Genomic DNA, 23,089 nt, shown 5'->3' on the forward strand with positions numbered 1-23,089 from the left:
ACGTGATGGGGTCAGGCAGCAAGCCGAAGCATGTCAAGAGCATTTCCCGGTCCTGACGCGACACGCCTCGGGCGTCGAAAAAACTCCCGATGCGTGAGGTGGCTTCATCAACTTCATCGAGAATCGATGTGGCTTCGGTAGCCGAGAGGCCAAATTTGGGGTAGCCCGCGAATGCGATGCTCGGGTTGCACTCCCGGCTCATACCGGCAGTTGGGGCGCAGACATGCTTGGTGCCTGAAGGACGCGGGACAACATCGAGCGCCAATGAAAGACTCCAGCCGGTCCCGTCATTGATGAAGGCGTGGTTACGCAAATGATCATCTGTGTTCCGCAGATAGGAATTAACCAAGAGCCTGCGGAACATCTCAGGTTCCGGCTCCTGAACACCGATTCTGCGCGCGGCTGATGCGATGTCCAGATAGGTCTTGCTTGTTGCATATTCATAAGCGGGTTCACCCAGCAAAGTACCGGCACTGAGGTAAGACAAACGAGCGCCGTCCGACGATCGGTCGAAGCGCGACATCAAGAGAACCGACCTACCGTTGACGACACGCAGTTCGCGCTCTGGGACTCGAAGTCCTGCGGCCTTAGCAAAATCAAGACAAACCGCTTCAGCCCTGGGATTATCGAACCTGTCTTCCCACGTGGAAAATTTGGCTATCCATTCCTTGTCATAAATCCGAATGCGCGCCTTCGGTCGAGCTCCTCCAATGTCCGAGCTGTGCATGAATAGCTGAGCAAGTTGGTCCGCCGACGCGTCGCCTCCTTCATAGTTTTCTGCTGCGATAAGCACCTCTTCAAGCACGTCCTCGCTTTGAACTAATTCAAGCGCCGCGTCCGCTCTGGGTTTCCATCTCTCGGGAGCCTCGGGCGTTGAGCCAAAGGCCAGATCGCCAGTGCGCGACAGGCCGCCCGGAGCCAGAAATTCCGGCATGCCGAGTTCCAGTTCTGAGACTACCCGCGACAGAATTCCTTTACCCCAGCCGTCGGGGCCTGCATCTTGAAAGGCCAGATGGACCTCTTTCAGGGCCGCAGGCCGCCACTTGTTTCCGAGCGGCAGGCCCATGGGATCGATTGGCCTACGTCCTTCTGTAGCTAAATAGTCGGAGCTATAGGCAAAACGAACGGTGCGCCTTCGGGAACCACCCTCAAAAATCAAGAGGCCGATGGGCACGTAGCCGCTCTGCCCTGACCGGAATACGTGCATTTCCTCAATGCGGTTGTACTTAGAGGTCCGCCACATACCCACTCACGATGATTCTGCGGCGATCCAGCATGAAATCCGCTGTGTCTCTGATGTGATCACACAGGAAATGTCACCAGGTTGACCTATGCGGATTGGTGAGAGCAGCGCAGTGTGCAAGACTTTACTGGCGACAACCTGCCATCCGGCCGTCACGCCATTATGCGATGTAGAGCGCTCACCTGCAGCAAGGAAAGGGGCGCCAGGCTTCCGTTAACGATCGCGACAGGAAGGGCGGCCTCAAGATCATATCGCCGCCGTTGTGGTCTTCTCAAAGACCCCGATCCGCGCCACGTTCGTCCCTGGCAGACCACACGCACACGCCGCGCCGCTCTTTAGCAGAGGGCGGCCGGCACCGGTGTTAGCAGCACCAAGTGCCGGCCTGACCACGATCCGTATCGCACAAGGATACCGAGACCATGGCTGCGACCTTCACTACCGGCGTTGTCACGCCGACGAAACTGTCCCGATGCATGAATTCCGGGCAATCCCACCCGCCGTCCCGGCAACCCGCCTGATCGCCTGAAGGTGCGCTAGCACGCGATACGCCGTGCCTCAGCGTCTCCTCGCTATCCCGCAATCCTGACGCCGTCGTCGCCGCAGGCCTGCGGCCGCGGAACCGAGCCCGTCTGTCGCCCCGCCATTCAGTGCGGGGCGGGCGGGTTGGCGTCCCCTGGACGGAAAAAATCCATGACGATCGTTCCCCACCCCGCCGCCCAGCGCGGCGGCCGACAGCGGTTGGCCGCGCGTAGGCAACCTGGATCCGCGACGCCCAGCCGGATCACCGTGCCGCTCGGGAGCGCCGCGGCCCTCGGCTGCGGCCACGTCCAGCCCGCGATCCCGCAGATCTGCGCACCCGAACTGATGGCCGCGGCCGAAGCAGCGCTCGACGGCGCGTTCCGCGCGACCTTCGTGCCCGATCCCCTGCTCGGACCAGGCTTGTCGCAACTCGGCTCCGTGCTGGCCTCCATGGTCAAGAGGCACGGGGGCCTCATCGAGGCGGCCATCACTGACGTCCTGGAGCGAAGCGGGCGCTACATTGTGCTGCGCAACGTCGCGATGCCGATCACCGTGCCGACCCAGGAACTCGTCCGCGCCAGCAGCGTCGCCCAGCTCAACCAGACCTCAATCGAACTCGCGGGCGCCGTCGCGCAGTCGGTATTCCTCGACCTAATCGTGGTCGACCGAAAAGAGAGCCGAGCCATCATCGCCGAGGTCAAGAGAGGCTCCGGTAAAAATGAGGCTAGGAAAATACACCAAGTCGAATGGGTGCTGCGGTGCGCGCAGGTCCAGGGCCGCTCGTTTCTGGCCTCACTCGGCTATGAGGTCGCGCAGATCCGCGCGGTGCTGATCGATGTTTATGGACGGGCCGGGTACGGCGACGACCTTACGGTGAGCGGACCGGCCATAGATCAGCTGTTCGCGACCCCGGTCTTGGCAGCGCTCGAGACTGTGACGGCGGCGCTTCAAGCCCGATTGCGCGCGGCTGTGCCGGACCTTCTGACGATGGCGTTGGCGAGCCTCGCCGTTCCTGAGAACGTCAAACACCCGCACTCGCCCGGGCCGCTCGCGCCCTGATCGCACCACGCTGGCATCGGGTCGCGACCGCGACCTGATGCGTCCATCTCGCTCTCCATCAATCCCGCACCGTGCGTCTGCGCGCCGGCGCGCTCTCTAGGTCTGTCTCAATGACACTCGCTCGTGACCCCGATGCCCACCCCTCCGACACAACTGACGCGGCCAGCCTCTCGCTGCCGCTGTCCTGGTGGCGCGTGCTCGCCCCTGAGGCGCTCGATATGGCGGCGCAGTGCCGCCTGTCCGCTGCCCTGAATGCCACGCAGCCCCTGCCATCACCCGACTGGTCCGCTGCTTGCCGGGGCGATCCAGCGGCTGCGACCCATATCGCGCTCAAAGTTCTCGCCGAGGCTGTCGCCTTTCCTGGGCGCCTCGATCCGGCGATGTCGGCGATCTGCCTCTGCGCCGTACGGGGTGACGGCTCCTGCGTCGACCTGCTCGTGCACGTGCTCGGGCGGCGAGCCCGACGCCGGGCTGATCTCAAGGTGCTCTGCCTCGTCCGGGCTTGGTGCTCCGTTCCGCGCCGCGGTTCCGAACGCGTCGGCGTCGCCCGCTGAGAGGGAGGAAGCCGATGGCGTTCTCTTCGACCCCGCCTGCCCTGCAGATCGATCCCGAGGGGGCACGTCGCCTGCTCGAACCGATGCTTCCGCGCCGCCTGCGCGCCTGCCTTACACAGGATCTGCGCGTGGATTCTGCCTGTTCTGAACTCGCCCTCGAGATCACCACCCTCGCCCCGGATGCCGAGGTCCTGGTCTCGGCCTGGATCGCGGCAAGGACTTCTTCGGACGGTGTTTTGTGGCGTGACCGTCGATGGATCGCCCGACGATCCGCCCTGATCCGGTTCCTCGACGTGTTGGCCGTGGAGCGCGATCAGCCGGTGGCGCGGGCGTTGGCCGATGTCGCGACGCTGCTTTCCTGCGCCGGCGATGATCGCAGAGCTGCCGCGCGCTTGACCCAACCACTCTGGCTGGAACGCGAAGCGGTTCTCGGTCTCCAAAAAGGGTTCGCAGCCCTGGCCGAGGCGCAGACACGCCTCGCTCTCGGACGCGTCGCGGAGCCGGGCGCGGATACGGATGTCACCGGGGCGACTGATCTCGCTGTCGCCCTGCAGGCAGCTTGGCACGACGCGCTCACAGATGCGCTTCTGACACTCTCCGAGAAGACGAGCAGCGCCATCGCTGCGGCCGCCGCCCTGGCCTGTGGCGCCGACGATGCCTTTGCCGGCGACGTCACGCTCGTCCACGCGCTCGTACCCTTCGGGGAGACCTTGACACGGCCGGTCGCAGACAGCGCGGCGACGCGAGAGCGGCGCAGGTGGAAGAAGATCGAGGCTCAACTCGTCCAAAACGAGGCGCGCCGGCGCGAGAAGGCGGCAACCGTCGAGACGACGGCACAGATGCCGGACGCCGATGCCCCACGTGCGGAAGTGCCCAAGGGCCATGTCCTCGTCGTTTCAGCGATCCAAGAGACCGGGAGCGACCGCGGCCGCTCCATCGCCCGCGGCTATGAGCACATCATCGGCAAGCCGCTCCCGCTGGTCGCCGTGCCGGATCTCGCAGCCGCGCGCGCTCGGCTCGTCTTCGAATTCCCGTACGCGTCGGCTATGATCGACAGGCTTCTGGCCGATCTGATCGGACGTGAGCACGCCACGTTCCGGCCGACCCTGCTGATCGGTCCGCCGGGTGCCGGCAAGAGTCGCATCGTCGCGAGGATCGCCCATCATCTCGGTTTGGGGCTGTGGCGGGTCGATGCAACGCGAGATGCGGGCGCGTCATTGGGGGGCCTTGATCGGCGTTGGGCAACGTCGGAGCCCGCGCATCCGATCATGGCGGTGGCTCGGTCTGGCACCGCCAATCCGCTGATGCTGATCGACGAGTTGGAGAAGGCCGCAACGCGCGCAGATCACGGCAGGCTCTGGGATGCCTTGCTTCCGATGCTCGAGCCGGAGACCGCCCGGGCCTACCAAGATCCTTGTTTTCAGACGGAGACCGACATCAGCCGTGTCTCGTGGCTGGGCACGGCCAACGAGGTGGGCAACCTGCCCGCTCCGTTGCTCGATCGCCTGCGCGTGCTGGAGATGCCGGCACCGCGCCACGCGGATCTGGAGGCGTTGCTCGGACCGATCGTGGCCAGGATTGCGGAGGATCGCGGGCTCACTCCCGCCTTCGTTGCGCCACTGGACGGAGAGGCGATAACATTACTTCGACGATCGTGGCGTGGCGGCTCCGTGAGGCGGCTGATGCGATTAGTTGAAGCTTTCGTGACGGCGCGCGAAGCTCTCGCCGTTCGACAATAGCTAGACGGATCTCAATGGACACACCGTAGCGCGTGGCCAGCGTGCCGGAGCTCTCCTGCGACCGGGAGATCTCGGCACGCGGCTGGGGTTGTGTGGGCTAGATAGGGATGGCGAGCATCAGCGCTCTCTACCGGCGAAGTGGCGGCGCAGACCTGCGGATCGCCATGCATTAGTTATGATCGTCCAGCACGCCACATCCCGACGACGATCCGTAAATTAACATCTAATAGCCCTTCCTAGTGGCCTAGCTCAGACTTTGGGCGCGCGGGCAAGATCCGACCTGATGACTTCGAATCAGGGCGATCTGCGGCAAGCCTGTGCCAAATTCAGCCTTTTGAAGGTTATGCAGATCGCACGACCGCATCGGCACTGAGTAGAAGCTCCGAAAGATGATGCCGTGGAGGGTGAGTGGCCAGCATGATTTGATTTTGAGATGCGGACGTGTTCAATTATCTATCTAATATGTTCGGTCAAATCTGCCGTGCAACAGCAGAGATGTCATATTTGCGGCTCGGCGGAGCGCCACTGGGGCGGTGCGATGAGCGGATCTGCAGAGTTTACAATATCTTAACCATAAAGGAGGCATGTGACCTATGGAAAATTTGTCATGAACTCGTGGCCGTGGCCGGCATGTGCACACAGGATGCTGATTTCTCGGATACGGTCAGGCTGAAGATTGCCGTGTCGGACCGTGTCGTAGTCGTCAGTGAGGCAAATGTGGTCGAAGCTGTGGCGTCGTTTGCGCTCAGGTCTTTCTCAGACTCCTCACGACCTAGCCGCGTGACCGATGACGTCATCACTTGTTCACCGGAGGGCCGGAACCAGTCCATGATGCCAGTGGAGGAGCGGTGGTCCAGTGCTGTCGATCTGCTGCGGCCGAAGAAAGGCATTTCAAATCAGGCCAGCTTCGTTGTTCAGCAGATTAATAGAATCATATTCAATCGGAATGAGTACATTATTGTAATTGATTTTGTCAATGTTTCGACTATTGACGAATTTCGTAATATTTTCGGGGCCAATTCGTTCGGTGTCGATCGTTTTCCTGATGATATAGCTGCGTTCGCGCGTAACTTTAGCAATCGAAGTGACATTATAAATCGAAAATACTTAAACCGAGCAAATTCTGAGAATATAAACCCCGGAAAATTTTTATGCTGACAGTCACGCGAACACCGCTGCGTATTAGCTTGTTCGGTGGCGGTACCGATTATCCAGAGTACTTCGAGCGCGCGCCCGGCGCCGTAGTCGGCGCAGCGATTGATAAATACATCATCATCGCGGCTCTCGATTTGATTGGCTGCCAAGACTACAACTATAGGTTAAGTTATTCCCGAGTTGAACATTGCAATAATATTTCTGAAATCGAACATCCGGTTGTTCGAGAAGTGCTTAAGCATTTCGACGTGACTCGCAGGCTTGATATGAGCATCATCTCTGATTTGCCTGCGGCAGGCAGCGGATTGGGCTCTTCTTCGGCTTTCACAGTTGGCTTCCTGCGTACGATCTACGCAATATTGAATCAAAAGCCTACGAAGATCGAGCTGTCGAAGAAGGCTATCCAAGTCGAACGCGAAATTTTGCGCGAGAATGTTGGCGTCCAGGATCAGCTCCACGCGGCCTTCGGGGGGATCAACCGTTTCGATTTCAGCGGCTCCGCGATTCGGATCTCGCCCGTTCAGATGAGCTCTGCTGCCATACAGCAACTCAATGCGTCGATGGTGTTGGTCCATACAGGCATCGCGCGGCGCGCAACGACAACGGTCGCCGCGCAGATCGCGGTGACCCGCGCGCGCGCGATCGACAAGGAACTGTCCGAACTCTACCGCCTCGTCGAGGAATGTGTCTCGCTGCTGGAGGCGGGAACGAGCGGCTGGCTCACGCAGCTTGGCGAGATGCTCTCCGCCTCGTGGCGCATCAAGCGAACCCTGTCGCGTGAGGTCTCGAACGCGGTGCTCGACGACCTGTTCGAAGCGATCATCGCCTCGGGGGCTTACGGGGCGAAGCTGTGCGGCGCGGGCGGGGGCGGCTTCTTCCTCGCTCTGATCGATCCCGACCGGCTTCCGGCCCTGATCGAGCGGGTCGCGCCGCTGTCCGTCGTTCCGATTGGCATCGACGTCGACGGGTCCACCCTGATCTATCGCCAGACGCGCTGAGCGGCGTCCTCACAGGCTCAAGCTCGGCCGCACAGGGCCGCTGACCCATCGCGACGAGAGGCAACGATGCGAATTCTGATCACCGGCGGCGCGGGTTACATCGGGACGATCCTGGTGCCGATGCTTCTGGAGCGCGGGCATCACGTGACGGTGCTCGACACGTTCAAGTCCGGCGCCCCGGACCTGTTCTCGGCTTGCCAATACGACACGTTCGAGCCGATCAAGGGTGACGCGCGCGACACGCGCATCCTGGACGAGCTGATCCCGAAGCACGACGTGCTCATCCCCCTCGCCGCCCTGGTCGGTGCGCCCCTGTGCAAGGAGGACGCGATCGGCGCCACGACGCTCAACCGTGACGCCGTGATCGCCCTGGTCGAGCGCGCGGGCGGCGAGCAGAGGATCGTCTACCCGACGACCAACTCGGGCTACGGCGTCGGAGAGGCCGGCAAGTTCTGCACCGAGGACTCGCCCCTGCGGCCGATCTCGCTGTACGGCACCACTAAGGTCGAGGCCGAGAAGGCCGTGCTCGACAGCGGCCGCGGCGTCAGCCTGCGGCTCGCAACGGTGTTCGGCATGGCGCCGCGCATGCGGCTCGACCTCCTCGTCAACGACTTCACGCACCGGGCCGTGACCGACCGGGCGCTCCTGGTCTTCGAGGGCCACTTCAAGCGCAACTACATCCACATCCGCGACGTCGCCAAAGGCTTCATCCACGCGATGGACAATTACGACCGGATGCGCGGCGAGGCGTACAATCTCGGCCTGTCGAGCGCCAACCTGTCGAAGCTGGAACTCTGCGAGCGCATCAAGACGCACGTTCCGAGCTTCGTCTACGTCGAGGCCCCGATCGGCGAGGATCCGGACAAGCGCGACTACATCGTGTCCAACGAGAAGCTTGAGGCGACCGGCTGGTTCCCCGATTTCGACCTCGACCGGGGCATCAAGGAGCTGATCAAGGGCTTCCGGATGATCCGCAACTCGCGGTTCGCCAACGTCTGATCGGGATCAGCGGAGCCTACAGCGAACGCCCAGCCGGTCGGCCCGACAAGGCGGCCGGTGCGGGAACGGACCGAGGTGATCATGAGCGCGATCGTCGATTTTCTCACGCAGACCCGTGACACCTTCCAGGCCGCTCTCGACGATTTCCGCTTCCATGCGACCCTCGCCGAGATCGCCGATCTCGTGACCGCGTCCCTGCGCGGCGGCGGCAAGCTCCTGACGATCGGCAATGGCGGCAGTGCTGCCGACGCGCAGCACATCGCGGGCGAGTTCGTCTCGCGGCTCAACTACGACCGGCCGCCCGCCGCGGCCGTGGCGCTGACCACCGACACCTCGGTGATCACCGCGATCGGCAACGATTACGGCTACGAGCACGTGTTCGAGCGGCAGGTTCTGGCCCTCGGGCGGCCGGGCGATGTCCTGCTCGCGCTCTCCACGTCGGGGCGGTCGCCGAGCGTGCTGAAGGCGATGGACGCGGCACGCGGCCTGGGTCTGCGGGTCGTCGCCTTCACGGGGGCGACGGGCGGGGCGATGCCCGAGCGGGCGGATGCCTGCCTGCACGCGCCGTCGGACGCCACGCCGCTGATCCAGCAGATTCACATCACTGCCGCGCACATCGTGTGCGGCCTCGTCGAGGAAAATCTGTTCCCCCGCGGGACGGCAGCGTGAGGGGCGGCCTGTGACCGAGCCAGAGCGGAAGGGTGGAAGCCTTGTCCGGCAAGCCATGATCCTGTGCGGCGGCTTCGGCACGCGCCTCGGCGCGCTGACCTCGGCGATGCCCAAGCCGCTGCTGCCCGTGGCCGGGGAGCCTTTCCTAGACGTGCTGCTGTTCGAACTCGGCCGCCACGGCTTCACCGAAATCGTGCTGCTGGCCTCGTTCCACAGCGAGAAGATCCGCGCCTACGCCGCCGACAACCCGGTCGCGCGACGCTTCGGCATGACGCTGCGGGTCTCGGTCGAGCCGGAGCAGGCCGGGACCGGGGGCGCCGTCGTGCACGCCCTTCCCGAGGCCGACGAGACCTTTCTCCTGCTGAACGGCGACTCGTGGTTCGACGTGAACCTGCTCTCCTTGCCCGCTATGGCGGCGCGTCACCCCGATGCGGCGATGGTCATGTCGCTCCGTCGGGTGCCGGACGCGGCGCGTTACGGCGTCGCGCTGCTCGACGGCGTCCGGATCACAGCCTTCCTCGAGCGGCCGCCTAAGCCGGGTCCCGGTCTCGTCAACGCCGGCGTCTACCTGGTGCGCCGCGATGCACTCACCGGCCTGCCACCGGCCTGCTCGCTGGAACGGGACGTCCTGCCCGCTCTGGTCGCCGAGGGCCGCGTGGTCGGCGAGGCCCATGACGGCTACTTCCTCGATATCGGCGTGCCCGAGAGCTACGCCCGAGCCCAGGAAGAGATCCCGGCCCGTCGGAGAAGACCGGCCGCCTTCCTCGATCGGGACGGCGTTCTCAATCACGACCACGGGTATGTCGGTTCCGTGGACCGGTTCCAGTGGATGGCGGGCGCGCGCGACGCCGTCCGCGCGCTGAATGATGCCGGCTACTTCGTGTTCGTCATCACGAACCAAGCGGGGGTCGCCCGCGGCTTCTACACTGAGGCCGACGTCGCCCGTCTGACCGCCTGGATGCGGGACGACCTGCGCGAGGCCGGCGCGCATATCGATGATCTACGCTACTGCCCCTATCATCCGGACGGGACGGTCGAGGCCTACAGGGCGGTCCACGGATGGCGAAAGCCCGAGCCCGGCATGATCCTCGACCTGATGGCCCATTGGGACATCGACCGCGCGCGCAGCTTCCTGGTCGGCGATCAGGAGACGGATCTTGCCGCCGGCCGTGCGGCGGGGCTCGCCGTGCATCACTTCAGGTCGGACGACCTGCTCGCCTTCCTGCGGGAGGTCGCGCTGACGGGGTAGGAAGGGACCCAGGAGGGGGGCTCGCCGGGGCACGCTTGGCCGTCCGGCACGCTCAGTCGTGCGACTGAATCGAGAGTTCCGCTTCCGCGGCCTCGCGCATGGCGCGATCCCAGTCGAGCTTGCGCTTGGGCAGGGTCTCGCGCTCTGCGTCCGCAGCTTGCCGATCTCGCGGAGCGACGATCTGGATGTCGTAATCGGGCACGCTTCGATCCGCTCTTTAACCGACAATTAATCGTATTGGCGGAACGCGCGGGTCTTGTCAGCGGTTCGATCGCTCGATCCACAATCCGGTGATGGACATCATCCTGTGCCGGACAGGCCGATCAGGAGCATGGCGGCGTGTACGGCTCCGACGATGGCGCCCGATTGGGCGAGCTGTAAGGCCTCGGCCCGCGGTACGCGCAACACGGCGATGTCCTCGCCGGGATCCGGCTGCGCCGGCCCGGCCGATGTCACGCGCGCGCGGACGAGATGCATGCGGTTGGCGTAGCGGGCCGGATCCGCATTCAGGGTGACCACGTGCTCGGCATCCGCGAAGATGTAGCCGGTCTCCTCGCGCATCTCGCGCTCGGCGGCCGCGAGGATATCGGGGTCGGCGGGGTCGATGGCCCCGCCCGGAAGCTCCAGGCTCGGGCCTCCATGAGCGTGGCGGTACTGGCGTACGAGGATGACCTGATCGGCCGCGTCGATGCCCAGCACGAGCGCGATGTCCGGCGTCTCAAGCACGTAATAGGGATCGACGATGTGACCCGACGGCGTCACACAGTCGTCGGCACGGAGACCGAGCCAGCGGTCCTTCATGACGTGGTGGGATTTGCGGACTGTCCAACTCGGTGTCGAGATCATTGCTTTCTGCGGACCTGGGGTTTGTGCTTACGGATATCCACCGCGGTCATTGTGGATCTTCGCCGCTGAGGGACATGCGCGATGGCAAAACTGTCTCGCCTTTCGGCTCTGACTTCGATCGAGCTGCGACCGCGCGTTGCGCTGCCCTGGCTCAGCCGATAAGCCTCGCGGGGTCGTAGAGCCTCGCGCCGCGGATGTCACAGGTCGTAGGATGACGGGAACGAAACTCGCCATGGCTTGTCGCGTCTGCGATGGACGCGATGTCGAGCTGTTCCTCGACCTGACCGATCAGCCGCACTGCAACCGCCTGATCCCGCCGGAACTCGCGGACCGCCGCGAGCCGCATTTTCCCCTGCGCGCCGGCTTCTGCCACGACTGCACGCTCGTCCAGATCGATCACACGATCCCGAAGGAGAGCATGTTCAGCGACTACCCCTACGTCTCGGGCACGACGAAGACGCTGGTGGAGCATTTCCGCCAGACGGCGGCCCGTCTCGTGGAGCGGTACGGCCTCGGGCCGCAGGACCTCGTCGTCGACATCGGCAGCAACGACGGCACGTGGCTGCGGCAGTACGAGCCCTTCGGCCTGCGCCGCTGCGGCGTCGAGCCCGCCTCGAACGTGGTGGAACTGGCCCGCGCCGCCGGCGTGCCGACGCTGAACCGCTTCTTCAACGCCGAGACCGCCGAGATCGTCCGCGCGCAGGACGGGCCGGCGAGCCTGATCACCGCCGCCGGCGTCTTCTTCCACCTGGAGGAGCTGCACAGCGTCGTGAAGGGCATCGTCACGCTGCTCAAGCCGGACGGCGTTTTCGTCGTGCAGGCGATCTACCTGGGCGGCATGATCGAGAACACCGCCTTCGATCAGATCTACCACGAGCACCTGTGCTACTACACGCTCCGCTCCCTGGAGCAGCTGTTCGCGCGCCACGGCCTCGAGGTCTTCGACGTCAGCGTCGTCCCGGTCCATGGCGGTTCCCTCGAGGCGCATGTCGGCTTCCCCGGCGCCCATCCGGTCAGCGACACGGTCAAGCGCATGCGCGCCGACGAGGAGGCCCGCGGCTACGACAAGTTCGAGACCTATGTCGGCTTCGCCGAGAACGTCCGCCGCCTGCAGGCGGCGCTGCTCGACCTGCTGGAGCGCATGCACGCCGAGAGGAAGACGGTCCACGCCTACGGTGCCCCAGCCAAGGGCGCGACGCTGCTCAACGCCTTCGGCATCGGCCCGCGGCTGGTCCAGTACGCGGCCGAGAAGAATCCGCTCAAGTTCGGCCGCCTGATCCCCGGCGCCCGCATCCCGATCGTCGAGGAGGGCAGCGTGCCCGCGCCCGACGCCTACCTGGTGCTCGCCTGGAACTTCATCGACGAGTTCCTGGCGCGCGAGCGCCGTTACCTCGAGAACGGCGGCGCCTTCATCGTTCCGGTGCCGGAACTCAAGGTGATCACCGCCGCCGACCTGCCGAAGGGGGTCTGAGCGTGGCCGCCCTCCCCTTGTCCTCGTTGCCCGACACCGTCGTCGTCGTCGGTGCGTCCGGCTTCGTCGGCCGCAACCTCGTCGCGCATCTCGCCGGCCGCGTGCCGCGGCTGATCGCGGTCAGCCCCTCCGGCCAGGCGGTCCCGGGGGCGACCGAGGCCGCGCGCTTCGACGCCCTGGAGGCGCTGTCGGTCCCCGCCGACACGATCGTCGTCAACGTCGCCGCGCAGCGCTATGACGCCGACAAGTTCGAGACGGCGCAGAGTGACCTGCTCACCGGCAACGCCGAGATCGCCAACCGCCTATACCGATTCTGCCTGACGAAGGGCATCCGCGAGGTGCGCGCGGCCTCGAGCGTCGCGGTCTACCCGGCGGCCTGCGATCCCCTCGACGACGCGCAGGCTGTCGACCTCAACGCGCCGCCCAACCGGAACGAGGCCTTCTACGCTTGGTCGAAGCGCTGGTCCGAGGTGATCGCCGACCTCCACGCCGAGCGCTACGGCATCCACACGATCAGCTTCCGCCTGAGCAACCCCTACGGTCCCCACGACTCGACGGATCCGCGCAAGGCACACGTCCTGCCGGCCTTCGTGATGCGCGCGCTGGCACCGGGAGAGCGCTTCGAGATCAAGGGCAACCCGCTGGTCGAGCGCGACTTCATCTACGTCGGCGACGTCGTCGACGTGTTCGCCCGCTCCCTGGAGATGCGGGAGACGAGCGGCGCGCTCAACCTCTGCCGCGGCGAGACCACGACCCTGCTCGACCTCGCCCGAACCATCTTGGAGGTGGCCGGGGAGCACCGGCCTGTGCACGCCCCCGACACGGCGACTCACGGCGTGCTCGCCCGCCGCTCGACCAACCGGCGGCTGCGGGAGCGCTTCGGGCTGTCGAGCTTCACGGGACTCGCGGACGGGCTGCGGCCGACGATCGCGTGGTATCGCGAGGCCTATCGCGAGGGGGCTCAGCATGCCGGGGCCTGAGCGCGACATCGTCATCGGGGCGGACGGCTTCCTCGGGCGCAACCTCGTCCCGCGGCTCCGAGCCGAGGGCCGCGAGGTCGTCGGGATCGGCCGCACGGCGGGCGACCTCTCCGACTGGGCGAATGTCGAGCGGGCGCTGCGCGCGGCGCCGCCGGCCGGCCGGATCTTCCACGTGGTGACCCGCCAGCGCACCGGCGCGGTGCAGTACGACATCCAGGGCGAGCTCCTGGCGATCAACGCCCGGGTCCACCTCAACGTCCTCGAGGCGTGGCGGCTGTACCAGCCGCAGGCCAAGCTCGTCTCCACGGGCTCGTCCTGCACCTACCCGGAATCGGCGGAGCCGCTCCCCGAGGCGCGGTTCGGGCAGGGACCCACGCACCCGTCCGTGATCGGCTACGGGCTCGCCAAGCAGGTCCTGGCGACGGGCTCGGCGGCCTACGCGCACCAGTACGGCCTGACCTTCCTGCACTGCGTTCTGGCGACCCTGTACGGACCGCACGACAACAAGGCCTCCGATCGCAGCCACTTCGTCGGCGCCCTGCTCGACCGCGCCGTGCGGGAGAAGGCGGCGGGCGCTGAGCAGTTCGAGGTCTGGGGCAACCCGCAGACCATCCGCGAGGTGCTGTACGTCGACGACCAGATCGACGCGATCCTGGCGGCCGACCGGGCGTTCGACAACGAGATCATAAACTGCGCCGCCAACACGCCCGTCACCGTCGAGGCGGTGGCGCTGGCGGCCCTGGCCGCGCTCGACTGGTCCGTTCCCCTGGTGAGCCCGCCCGGTTCGTTCCAGGGCGCGGCCTTCAAGATGCTCGACTCAACGCGCTTCCTCGACCGGACCGGCTGGCATCCGCGCATCGCTCTCGAAGCGGGCCTGCGCAGGCTCGTCGCGGCGGAGTATGCCGATCGCTAGCGAGCCGCGTCCGGCGGTCGGGTCGCCCGCGCGAGGACCGCTGGTGTAGCCTTCTGAGCGGCAGCCCGAGGGAGGCGAAGGTCGTCGGTGCGCCTTGAGGGGAGCCTCGGCCCCTTGTGATGTTAGGGACCGCTCCGAGACTTCGTGAGGGTTCAGGCTTTTGCCGACATCGCGGTCGCGGCGGAGGCAAGTCCCCACCGGACGAGGTCCTGCGCCTCCTGTGCCGTTTTGGCCTCCGCGTAGCAGCGCAGCTCGGGCGCGTTTCCCGAAGCCCGGAAATGGATCGTGCGCCCGCCGTCCAGTTCGATCCGGATCCCGTCCTGCTGATCGATCGAGCCCGACGACCCGATCGGGCCGAGGAAGGCGGCCCGGAAGTCTGCATCCTGAAGGCGATCGAGGAAGGCGGCGCTCGTGTCGGATGGGGTGTTGGGCAGGCGATCGCTGGCCATCTCGCCCGCATCCAGAGAGGCCACGAGATCCGCAAGGGCGGTGCCGGTCGCGCGCGCCGCTGCCAATGTGGCGAGGATCGGCAGCATTGCGTCGCGCGTCGGAAGGGCGGCCAATGTCCTGCCGTGGAGCGTGACGTTCGATCCTAGCAGGAATCCGCCGTTTGCCTCGAAGCCGGCGACGATCCGCGCCCCGGCCGACGTCGCCTGCTCCATGCCGGCGATGACGAACGGCGATCCCACCTTCGTACGAACGACCTTCCCAAAGCCGCCGGAATGTTCGAGGGCCGAGCCGGCCGTGACCGGCACCACCACCGTGTCGGCACCCAGGAAGCGGGCGGTGATGAGCCCGAGCACGTCGCCCCGCAGGATCCGACCCGTGCCGTCGGCCACGAGCGGCCGATCGGCGTCACCGTCCGTGGTCACGAGCGCGTCGAAGGAACCTGATGCCATGACGTCGCGGATGAAGGCGATGTCCTCCGGACGATGGGCCTCTGTATCGATCGGCACGAAGACCTGCGACCGGCCGATCGGTGTCACCTGCGCGCCGAAGCCGGCGAGCAGGTCGGCCATCAGGTCGCGGGCCACCGAACTCTGCTGATAGACCGCGATCCGCAGGCCTTGCAGGATGTCCGGCGCGAAGGCGGCAGCGTAGCGCTGCTGATAGCGCGCGATCGCGTCGGGTTCAGGCGTGGTGGGCGATGAGGCCTGGCCTTCGCCGGACGCGCCCTCCTCCAGGGCGGCCAGGATCGCGGCCTCGTCGCTCTTGGTGATCTCACCCTCGGGCCGGTAGAATTTCAGGCCGTTGCGATCCTCGGGGATGTGGCTGCCTGTGACCATGACCGCATAGGCACCGCGCCGCATCGCCTCGAGGGCGAGGGCCGGGGTCGGCAGCGGGCCGCAATCGATCGCCGTGAAGCCGGCGCCTGCCGCGGCGTCCGCCACCGTCGCGGCGATGCCGGGGCTGCTGTCGCGCAAATCACGCCCGATGACGACCATGCGGCGGCCTTCGCCCGCGGACACGGATCGGAAGAACGCGCTGGCATAGGCGTAGCTCGGGCCGCCGACGAGGTCGGCTACGAGACCGCGCAAGCCGCTCGTCCCAAATTTCAGACTGCTCACGGAATTCCCATCGAGTTGGCGATGACCGGCTCCTGCGACTGATGGCGCGGATCGAACGCCATCACAACGCCCAATCTCGGAGGAGCCAATCTGGTAGGGGTGCTAGGGTACGCAGCATGCTCGATGACGCTCGGGTTGGCCAGCCTAGCCGAGGCTTCGCGGTAGGATTGGCCAGCCGCGCGAGCTTCACGCGACTATGACCCCCATCATTATGCTCGGATCCGACGACCGGACGGAAGGGCCACGAGTTCGGTTCTCCCGCACTTTGCGTGGATCAGGTAGCAAGGAGCACGCGGCGGCGAAGCAGTGCGAAGCTGGCGCGGCCGTACATGGTACGCTTGAGCATCTTCAGCCGACTGATCTGCCCTTCAGCCTGAGCGTTGCTCCAAGACGTCGTCAGCGCCGCCCGAACCGCCGGCCCGTCCTGCGCCAAGCCAGCCGCGAAGGTCTCTAATGCCGCGACGCCGCAGGTGCGCGTCTCGGAGAGCCATCTGTCGAGTTCGCCGGCCGCATCCACCGGTCGGTCGCCATCCAGGCCGCAAGCGCGCACCAACATCGTGAACCATCGCGCCAGGTCGGCGACGCGTGCTGCCTCGGCGTCCTGCCGGATGCGAGCGAGGTCGAGCGCTTCAACGGCCGCGTTCAGCGGGAGGTGCTCGGCATCACGGTCTACCGCCACGCCGACTTGGAGATCGTGCTGCGCGGCTTCAACACCGCCTATAACGGCCGCCGGTAGCGCGTGCTCAATGGGCTCTCGCCCGAAATGGTGCTGCGTCAGCGCCTCGAAGCTGATCCCGCATTGGCCAATCCAACCTACAAGCCACCCAGTTCCAGCCTCATCAAACAGACTCTTCGCATCGTTGAAGACGCCAAAGAGGTCTCACATCCAGACATCGATCCAGTTGCACAGCATCGAGCGTCGCTGCAGAAGCGTTTTCACCGGGCGGAGCACTGGGTCGTGATGCGCGGCACGGCCGACGTGACCATCTACGAGCGGGTGGTGCTGGTCCACGAGATCGAGGCGGTGTACCTGCCGATCGGCTCGATGCACCGGCTCACCAACCTCGGCAAGATCCCGCTGGAGCTGGCTGAGGTTCAGGTCGGCTCCTACACCGGCGAGGACGTCGTTATGCGCATTGAGGATATCTACTACGGACGTTAGGTGCACCTGGGGTGCCTGACCACATTCTATGGGACAACTTGCATGCCGGGACCACAGGATCAGAAACCAAGCCCGACGGACGGACGGCCGGTGTCCGAGAGCGTTATCGATGGGTTCATTGATTCCTTCAACGGCAGCCGGATCGTCGGTTGGGCATGTGACCGCGCCCGCCCGGAGCAGCGCCTGCTCATCGAGATCGTCGGCGATCGCGGCTTGATCACCGTCCGAGCCGATCAGGAGCGGCGCGACGTGGCTATGGCGACGGGGGGCGACGGCTTCTGCGGTTTCGCCGCCGAGCTTTACAGTGGCATCGCCAGTAGCGATCTGATTTTCGTCCGCGAGGCGTCGACGGGATTGGATCTGCCAGGCTCCCCCCTTCGTCCATCGCAGGTCAGCGCGCCAGCCGATGACGCACGCACCGTCGAGGGCTTTATCGACTATATCGACGGCAACCGCATTATCGGCTGGGCATATGATCGCTCGTTGCCCAAGCGGCGACTGAGTATCGAGATCGCCGTCGGCACCAACAGAGCGATTGTGGCGGCAGATCGTTTCCGCCAGGACGTCGCCGACTCAGGCCGACACGACGGCCATTGCGGGTTCGAATTCAACTTCGACATCCGATCCGCCGGCCGGAATTTGATCTATGTCCGTGAGGCTTCCACTGGAACTGATCTTGAGGGATCTCCATTCCATGCTGACCCACTTAGCCGTCTCACAGGGCCATCTTATCGCGAAGCCCTCGATGCAGTGCACAGGGCGGTCCGGCTCGCGCTCAGCGGGCCAAGCAGGGAGCGCGAGTTGGCCGGAGACCGTGCGCTGCGAGGTGCCGGGACAAATCTCGACCATCTCCTCGGGCACGCTTTTCCGGACAGCGATCCGGAGGGGCTCATCACACCCTACGTGGCCTTCGAGATCGAACGTTCAGAGCGCCGCGACCTCGCGCCGGAGGGCAGCCTAACAAAGCGGATGGCGGTGCTGCACTGGTACCTGACGCAATGCAACATTTATCACGGACTACCGGTCCCGCTCTCACGGCGGCAGATCGCATTTCTGAATGCGCCCATGCCGTTGATGGGATTGAACGCCGAGATCAGCGTCGCAGCACACGCATTCATCAAGGCTGAGTACGATCGAAACATCGAGCTGCATGATCCCGAGGCGCTTGCGAAAGCCGTCTATTGGTGGTGCGTCAAGCGCTCGCCCCAAATTGCTCCGGCGGGGGAGCTCATCACGCAGGCGCAGATACGTCTCCTCGCAGAGGTGGCCGTGACGGGTGGCAGCGACTGCCCCCTGACGCTCTTCCTGCGGATGTTCCATGCTGCCGCCCCCGACTTGCAGAGCGTCTCCCTGCAGTCGGATGCGGGGCGCCTCGCGCTGTGTGCGATAGTGCTGCTCCAGGCGCTGGACCAACCGCACCTCGCGAAACTCATGCCGCGCAGTCTCGTGAATTCCTTGCTGCACAGCGTCGCTCCGGGGCATACGGCACCGTTCGAGGCCCTCGTGGCCCTGTGTGCAGATCCCGTGGAAGCGAAAAGGATCGTGCGCCGGGTTCACGCCCTATTCGACGAGACTGACGTGGGCGGAAACCGGCCGGAGGGAGCCGGTCTTCCCTTCCTGCCTGATCGGCAGATCGCGGACGGGTGCGATGCCGGCGTGGCGGTGATCGGTCCGGTCCGGGCAACATCAGGACTGGGACAGGCCGCGCGGCTTTCCCTGCATATCTTGGAGAGGGCTGGGCGCGCGCCGGTGCAGCTCGACTTCTTCCCGGGTAATCCCGCCCCTATTGGTTTCGCGAACTCCAATGCAGTGGCCAATCTGACGACGCCACGACGCATCAATCTGTTGCATCTAAACGCCGAAGTGATACCGCACGCCTTTGCCCTGCTTGACCGCCGGATTACCGAGAGATCCTATAACATCGGCTACTTTTTCTGGGAGCTCGACACAATCCCAGCGTGTCACCGACTCGCGTTTGAACTACTCGATGAAATTTGGGTCTCTTCCGAGTACAACCGCGAGATTTATGCGCGGGCCACAGCCGTGCCAGTCCACAATGTGGGGATGGCGGCGGAGGAAATTTCGGACGTGACCCGCTTGGCCCGTTCAGGCCTCGGACTGCCCGAGGACGCCTTTATCTTTGTCGCCACGTTCGACTCTTTCTCCTTCGTTGCGCGTAAAAACCCGCTTGGAGTGGTCGCCGCCTTCCAAACAGCATTCCCGGTCGGCAGTAAGGAGAGCGTCGCGCTGGTGCTGAAAACTCAGAATCGAGCGCGCGTATTCGACCCGCATCAACGCGCTGTTTGGGAGCAGATCGATGATGCCGCCGCGCGCGACCCGCGCATCATCGTCATTGATCGGACGCTGAGTTATGACGCGCTGATCAGCTTCAAACGCGCCTGCGATGCCTACGTGTCATTGCATCGCTCCGAAGGCTGGGGCTTCGGCCTGCTTGAGGCCATGCAGCTCGGCCTACCAGTGATCGCCACAGCCTATTCCGGAAACATGGAATTCTGCTCTGCTGAAACAGCTTTTCTGGTCGATTTCGATCTCAAGGCTGTCCTGCCGACCGAATACGTCTATGCCGAGCGAGACAGCCGCTGGGCCGAACCGTCGATCAGCTCTGCCGCAAACGCCTTCCATGAGGTGTTCGTGAATAAAGAACTTCGGCTACGGAAGGCCTCGGCTGGCCGGACTTTTGTCCGCACGAATTTCAGTCTTGAGGCTATCGCACGACGCTATGGTGCTCGGCTCGACGCGATAGAAGCCCAATTCGCAATGCGGCCAGCATCAGGAGCATGACTCGGTTTTTCGGGCTCCAAGGATACGGCCCTCTCTTATGTCCCGAATAAGCGAGTGATACGGGAACCCGCCTGTCATCTGTGTAGGCCTCAGATGCTGTCGGGTGTGAGAGCGCCGACAGTTCGGTCCTGAGGGGTGCCAAGGCTCGAAGCGCGGGTGCTCCATCCGCCTCGGATTCTACGCTATTCCTGCCTCTAGTGGTTTGAGTTAGAAGAGGTTTGACAGTTTAGTCGGGTGGGCTCGTTAGGTGCTTCCTGATGGAGGTGCGCCATGTCGCGTGATCCAAAGGCCGTCTCTGTCGGTCTCAGCGAGCACGAGCAGGGTGAGATCCAGCGCCTGCTGCGTCGACACGGGACCGGGCAGGCGCTGGTTTCGCGCCTGCGTATCATCCTGGCCTGTGCCGAACCGGGCGCGACCAACCTGGGCGTGGTTACGGCGCTGGGGGTCAGCCGCCAGACGGTTGCGCTGTGGCGGGCCCGCTTCGCCGCGCATCGGCTGGAGGGGCTGGTCGATGCACCACGCTCCGGCGCGCCCCGCAGCATCGACGATGAGGCCGTCGAGCGCCTGATCGCCCTCACTTTGGAAGAGGCACCGGCCAACGCCACGCATTGGAGCACCCGCACGATGGCGCACCGTACGGGCATGAGCCAGAGTGCGGTATCACGCATCTGGCGCGCCTTCGGTCTGCGGCCGCACCAGGCCGACACCTTCAAGCTCTCCGCGGATCCCGCGTTCGTCGAAAAGGTGCGCGATGTCGTCGGTCTCTACCTCGCTCCACCCGATCGCGCGCTGCTGCTGTGCATCGACGAGAAGCCGTAGATCAAAGCGGTGCAGGGTACGGCTGCAGCCTTTCCCCTCCGGCCGGGCTGGGCCGGGCCGAGCGCGTGACGCACGACTATCGCCGGCATGGCACACTCGACCTGTTTGCCGCCCTCGACGTGAAAGCCGGAACGGTGATCGGGAGTTGCAAGCCGCATCATCGCAGCGTCGAGTTCCGCGCGTTTCTGGAGCAGGTCGAGAGCAGCGTCGCACGCGATCTGGAGGTGCATCTCGTGCTCAACAACCTGCAGACGCACAAGACGACCCTGGCGCATGACTGGTTGGTCCAGCACCCGCGGTTCCACCTCCACTTCACTCCGACGAGCGCGTCGTGGCTCAACCTCGTGGAGTGCTGGTTCTTCGTTCTGAGCCGGCGTCGGCTGGAGCGCGGTGCGTTCACCAGCACAGAGGACCTGGAGGCCGCTATCCGAGATTACCCCGCTGAGACCAACGCTCATCCCAAGCCATTCGTCTGGACCAATCCAGCCGACGCGATCTTGGCCAGCATCGCTCGCTTCTGCACACAGACTTCTAACTCAAACAACTAGGTCGCACACCAATTCGCGTTGTAGTCGCGCGGCGACGATGCTCTTGCCGCCGAGCTTCCGCCCGGTCGGTGTGTCGAGCCGCGTAGTCGGCGCGGAAACAAGGAAAGGTATCAATATGATCAGATCCCCTTCAGCAGCACTCATCGCACTGCTCTCGAGCTGCATCCTGGCGTGGGCGTGGGATCCGAGCAACGCTTCGCGTTACCCATCATCCCAATTTTATCGTCTTCAAGCCGACAGCGTCATGCTTCACGGCTCTACAGCCCTACAGACAATGGGCAGCATCGTTTGCATGCCGAATGGGGCGTGCCCTCTCTCCGGAATGAGCCTTGCGCCAACGGCATCTGGGTTCGCCGCCCGTCCGCTCGCCGCGAGCGTGTTTCCGCCGAATGCCGGCCGAGCAGCGAGTTATGCAGTGGCAGGCGACGGCGTCACCGACGACGCAGCCTCGCTGCGCGCCGCCAACGATGCGGTAAAGACGCCAGGTCGGGGTGGGGGCTCCCTTATCCTTGACAGCTACTTAGGCTATGTTCTTGGCACCGGGGTCAGCCTCGGCGTTGGCCAACAATGGTCCGGCGCAGGCGCAACGGTTGGCTTAAAATGCAAAGTCTCGACTGGCCCGTGCGCCACGCTAATCGGAAACTACTCTGCGATTTATAACCTACCTCTGACTTTCGAGGGCACCACCGGCCAGGGCAGCGTTGGCGTGCAGATAGGTGCAGGCGAGCAGGGCTCCTCTCCGGTTTTGCGCGATTCCCGGATCATTGGATTTGATATAGGCCTAGATATACAATCCAACGTGGTCGGGAAGCTCGACAACGTCTCAATCGACGGGTCGAAAAAAATCGGCATCCGTATACGCAATATAACGAATTCAGACTCTGGGGATTGGACATGGACCGGCGTCAAAGTAGACAATGACTCGGCCGACGGACATCTAGTCTCATACGAGAGCGGCGGCGGCCTTAAGGTATTGGGCTTCAAGGGACTCGGCGGGGCAATTGGTTGGCATATGAATTTACCAGACAATGCAAAAACTCAGGATTTTCAGTTTTCCGGCAATTCAATTGAGAATAGCTCGATCGCGTGTATGAAATTCGAACGAGAGAGGAAAGGGACCAAGGGAGTTTTCGGCAACATCTCGATCGTAGGCAACGAATTCGCGGGATGTCCAACTGGCCTGTGGTTTGCTGGTCCCGGCCCATCTGGGGCGGTGATTACCGGGAACAACTTTAGCTCGATTTCCGGCTACCCGATTGTGCTAGAGCCCGGGGTCAACAATATCGTCGTCGGCGAGAACACTTTCACCGGCGCCGTCCTCCTGCGAGACAACCGCACTGGATTCAGCGATGAATATGGTTTTCTAAACCGCGCAGACACAGTGGCAATAGACAGCAGTAGCTCTACGATTTTCTCCTACGCCTATCACGTTACCATACCGGCGTTTCGATCCGCCTCGATTCATCTTGTACTTGAGGGTGTGGTCCAAGACATCGGGCCGTTCGTGCGGGATGAGGAGTTTCTTCTGACCAATTCAGGTTCGGGCCCGCTCATTGTCACGCCCAAGTCGAGCACTACGGGAGGCAAAGCGGCGATCGAATTTGCGGTCAAGACGGATACTCCAGGCATGGCCGATATCGGCTATCGGCTCAAGGGCGGTCGCAGGCTTCAAGGCACTGCAACGATTTTGCCGCTTGGCAAGATGATAAGCGTCTCGCGCTAGGTGTTTGATCCCGCGATGTAGTGGTACAGTTGACCACCATGCGGCGAGGGATGCGCTATGGGCCAAATTCTTC

At 64.2% G+C, this 23,089-nt stretch carries 16 protein-coding genes and 3 pseudogenes; 14 read left to right on the top strand and 5 right to left on the bottom strand.

Translation table 11 applies throughout. The features are described 5' to 3' along the window. Positions 1-1,174 (bottom strand): type II toxin-antitoxin system HipA family toxin (locus ME121_RS34410; RefSeq protein WP_491892898.1); only part of this gene is annotated, 1,174 nt, incomplete at its 3' end. Positions 1,175-1,933: 759 nt separating this feature from the next. Here ME121_RS34410 and ME121_RS29080 point away from each other — a divergent pair. The 7 genes from ME121_RS29080 (at position 1,934) to ME121_RS29105 (ending at position 10,184) form a co-directional block, all read left to right on the top strand. Then, the gene (locus tag ME121_RS29080) at positions 1,934-2,821 is read left to right on the top strand and encodes a hypothetical protein (protein WP_053621771.1); all 888 of its coding nucleotides are present in this window, start codon (positions 1,934-1,936) and stop codon (positions 2,819-2,821) included. 568 nt (positions 2,822-3,389) lie between these two features. Further along, positions 3,390-5,114, top strand: a complete 1,725-nt coding sequence (locus tag ME121_RS34415; protein WP_245337904.1) for an AAA family ATPase — start codon at positions 3,390-3,392, stop codon at positions 5,112-5,114. A 441-nt stretch (positions 5,115-5,555) separates the two neighbouring features. After that, on the top strand, positions 5,556-6,272 hold the full coding sequence (locus tag ME121_RS34420; RefSeq protein ID WP_143739332.1) for a hypothetical protein: 717 nt from the start codon (positions 5,556-5,558) through the stop codon (positions 6,270-6,272). After that, on the top strand, positions 6,266-7,267 hold the full coding sequence (locus ME121_RS29090; protein ID WP_053621770.1) for a GHMP family kinase ATP-binding protein: 1,002 nt from the start codon (positions 6,266-6,268) through the stop codon (positions 7,265-7,267). Before ME121_RS34420 ends, ME121_RS29090 begins: the two co-directional genes overlap by 7 nt. A gap of 66 nt (positions 7,268-7,333) precedes the next feature. Beyond that, complete coding sequence (locus ME121_RS29095) at positions 7,334-8,266, top strand: NAD-dependent epimerase/dehydratase family protein (protein WP_059410049.1); 933 nt, start codon at positions 7,334-7,336, stop codon at positions 8,264-8,266. A gap of 81 nt (positions 8,267-8,347) precedes the next feature. Then, complete coding sequence (locus ME121_RS29100; RefSeq protein WP_059410060.1) at positions 8,348-8,935, top strand: D-sedoheptulose 7-phosphate isomerase; 588 nt, start codon at positions 8,348-8,350, stop codon at positions 8,933-8,935. A 10-nt stretch (positions 8,936-8,945) separates the two neighbouring features. Beyond that, entirely contained in the window at positions 8,946-10,184 is a 1,239-nt protein-coding gene (locus ME121_RS29105; RefSeq protein WP_245337905.1) for an HAD-IIIA family hydrolase, read from the top strand. Between the two features lie 52 nt (positions 10,185-10,236). Here the strand turns inward: ME121_RS29105 and ME121_RS34425 are convergent, their stop codons facing one another. Together ME121_RS34425 and ME121_RS29110 are read right to left on the bottom strand one after the other, a co-directional pair. After that, the gene (locus tag ME121_RS34425; protein WP_175556382.1) at positions 10,237-10,386 is read right to left on the bottom strand and encodes a hypothetical protein; all 150 of its coding nucleotides are present in this window, start codon (positions 10,384-10,386) and stop codon (positions 10,237-10,239) included. A 98-nt stretch (positions 10,387-10,484) separates the two neighbouring features. Continuing rightward, entirely contained in the window at positions 10,485-11,030 is a 546-nt protein-coding gene (locus ME121_RS29110) for an NUDIX hydrolase (RefSeq protein WP_246753231.1), read from the bottom strand. A gap of 232 nt (positions 11,031-11,262) precedes the next feature. Between ME121_RS29110 and ME121_RS29115 the strand changes: the two genes are divergently transcribed. The 3 genes from ME121_RS29115 to ME121_RS29125 are packed head-to-tail and all read left to right on the top strand — an operon-like array spanning position 11,263 to position 14,394. Beyond that, positions 11,263-12,501, top strand: coding sequence for a class I SAM-dependent methyltransferase (locus ME121_RS29115; protein ID WP_059410052.1), 1,239 nt, complete (start codon positions 11,263-11,265; stop codon positions 12,499-12,501). Between the two features lie 2 nt (positions 12,502-12,503). After that, complete coding sequence (locus ME121_RS29120) at positions 12,504-13,481, top strand: NAD-dependent epimerase/dehydratase family protein (RefSeq protein WP_059410053.1); 978 nt, start codon at positions 12,504-12,506, stop codon at positions 13,479-13,481. Then, a complete protein-coding gene (locus ME121_RS29125) occupies positions 13,468-14,394 on the top strand; it encodes an NAD-dependent epimerase/dehydratase family protein (protein ID WP_059410054.1) in 927 nt (308 codons plus the stop codon). The genes ME121_RS29120 and ME121_RS29125 overlap by 14 nt, the downstream gene beginning before the upstream one ends. Positions 14,395-14,546: 152 nt before the next feature. Here ME121_RS29125 and ME121_RS29130 read toward each other — a convergent pair whose 3' ends face one another. Both ME121_RS29130 and ME121_RS29135 read right to left on the bottom strand, forming a co-directional pair. Then, positions 14,547-15,962 (bottom strand): phosphohexomutase domain-containing protein, encoded by a 1,416-nt coding sequence (locus ME121_RS29130; protein ID WP_059410055.1) that lies wholly within the window; start codon positions 15,960-15,962, stop codon positions 14,547-14,549. A 274-nt stretch (positions 15,963-16,236) separates the two neighbouring features. Then, positions 16,237-16,590 (bottom strand): annotated as a pseudogene (locus ME121_RS29135) (transposase); the annotation flags it as partial. A gap of 285 nt (positions 16,591-16,875) precedes the next feature. On the opposite strand from ME121_RS29135, the pseudogene ME121_RS29140 reads away from it, so the two are divergent. The 4 genes and pseudogenes from ME121_RS29140 to ME121_RS34430 form a co-directional block, all read left to right on the top strand. Next, positions 16,876-17,124: pseudogene (locus ME121_RS29140) on the top strand (phosphomannose isomerase type II C-terminal cupin domain); the annotation flags it as partial. A 90-nt stretch (positions 17,125-17,214) separates the two neighbouring features. Continuing rightward, positions 17,215-19,926 (top strand): glycosyltransferase family 4 protein, encoded by a 2,712-nt coding sequence (locus ME121_RS29145; RefSeq protein WP_059410058.1) that lies wholly within the window; start codon positions 17,215-17,217, stop codon positions 19,924-19,926. Between the two features lie 270 nt (positions 19,927-20,196). Next, a pseudogene (locus ME121_RS29150) lies at positions 20,197-21,293 on the top strand (IS630 family transposase). A gap of 115 nt (positions 21,294-21,408) precedes the next feature. After that, positions 21,409-23,016: a right-handed parallel beta-helix repeat-containing protein gene (locus ME121_RS34430; protein WP_206406895.1), complete on the top strand. Its 1,608-nt coding sequence runs from the start codon at positions 21,409-21,411 to the stop codon at positions 23,014-23,016. The last annotated feature ends 73 nt before the right edge of the window (positions 23,017-23,089 follow it).

Source organism: Methylobacterium sp. ME121 (assembly GCF_000974725.1).
Classification (GTDB): domain Bacteria; phylum Pseudomonadota; class Alphaproteobacteria; order Rhizobiales; family Beijerinckiaceae; genus Methylobacterium; species Methylobacterium radiotolerans.

Excerpts from the sequence above, each read along its gene's own strand:
- ME121_RS34415 (WP_245337904.1), top strand. The coding sequence starts at position 3,390 with ATGGCGTTCTCTTCGACCCCGCCTGCCCTGCAGATCGATCCCGAGGGG.
- ME121_RS29125 (WP_059410054.1), top strand. The coding sequence starts at position 13,468 with ATGCCGGGGCCTGAGCGCGACATCGTCATCGGGGCGGACGGCTTCCTC.
- ME121_RS29110 (WP_246753231.1), bottom strand. The coding sequence starts at position 11,030 with ATGATCTCGACACCGAGTTGGACAGTCCGCAAATCCCACCACGTCATG.
- ME121_RS29090 (WP_053621770.1), top strand. The coding sequence starts at position 6,266 with ATGCTGACAGTCACGCGAACACCGCTGCGTATTAGCTTGTTCGGTGGC.
- ME121_RS29095 (WP_059410049.1), top strand. The coding sequence starts at position 7,334 with ATGCGAATTCTGATCACCGGCGGCGCGGGTTACATCGGGACGATCCTG.
- ME121_RS29115 (WP_059410052.1), top strand. The coding sequence starts at position 11,263 with ATGGCTTGTCGCGTCTGCGATGGACGCGATGTCGAGCTGTTCCTCGAC.
- ME121_RS29100 (WP_059410060.1), top strand. The coding sequence starts at position 8,348 with ATGAGCGCGATCGTCGATTTTCTCACGCAGACCCGTGACACCTTCCAG.
- ME121_RS34430 (WP_206406895.1), top strand. The coding sequence starts at position 21,409 with ATGATCAGATCCCCTTCAGCAGCACTCATCGCACTGCTCTCGAGCTGC.
- ME121_RS29080 (WP_053621771.1), top strand. The coding sequence starts at position 1,934 with ATGACGATCGTTCCCCACCCCGCCGCCCAGCGCGGCGGCCGACAGCGG.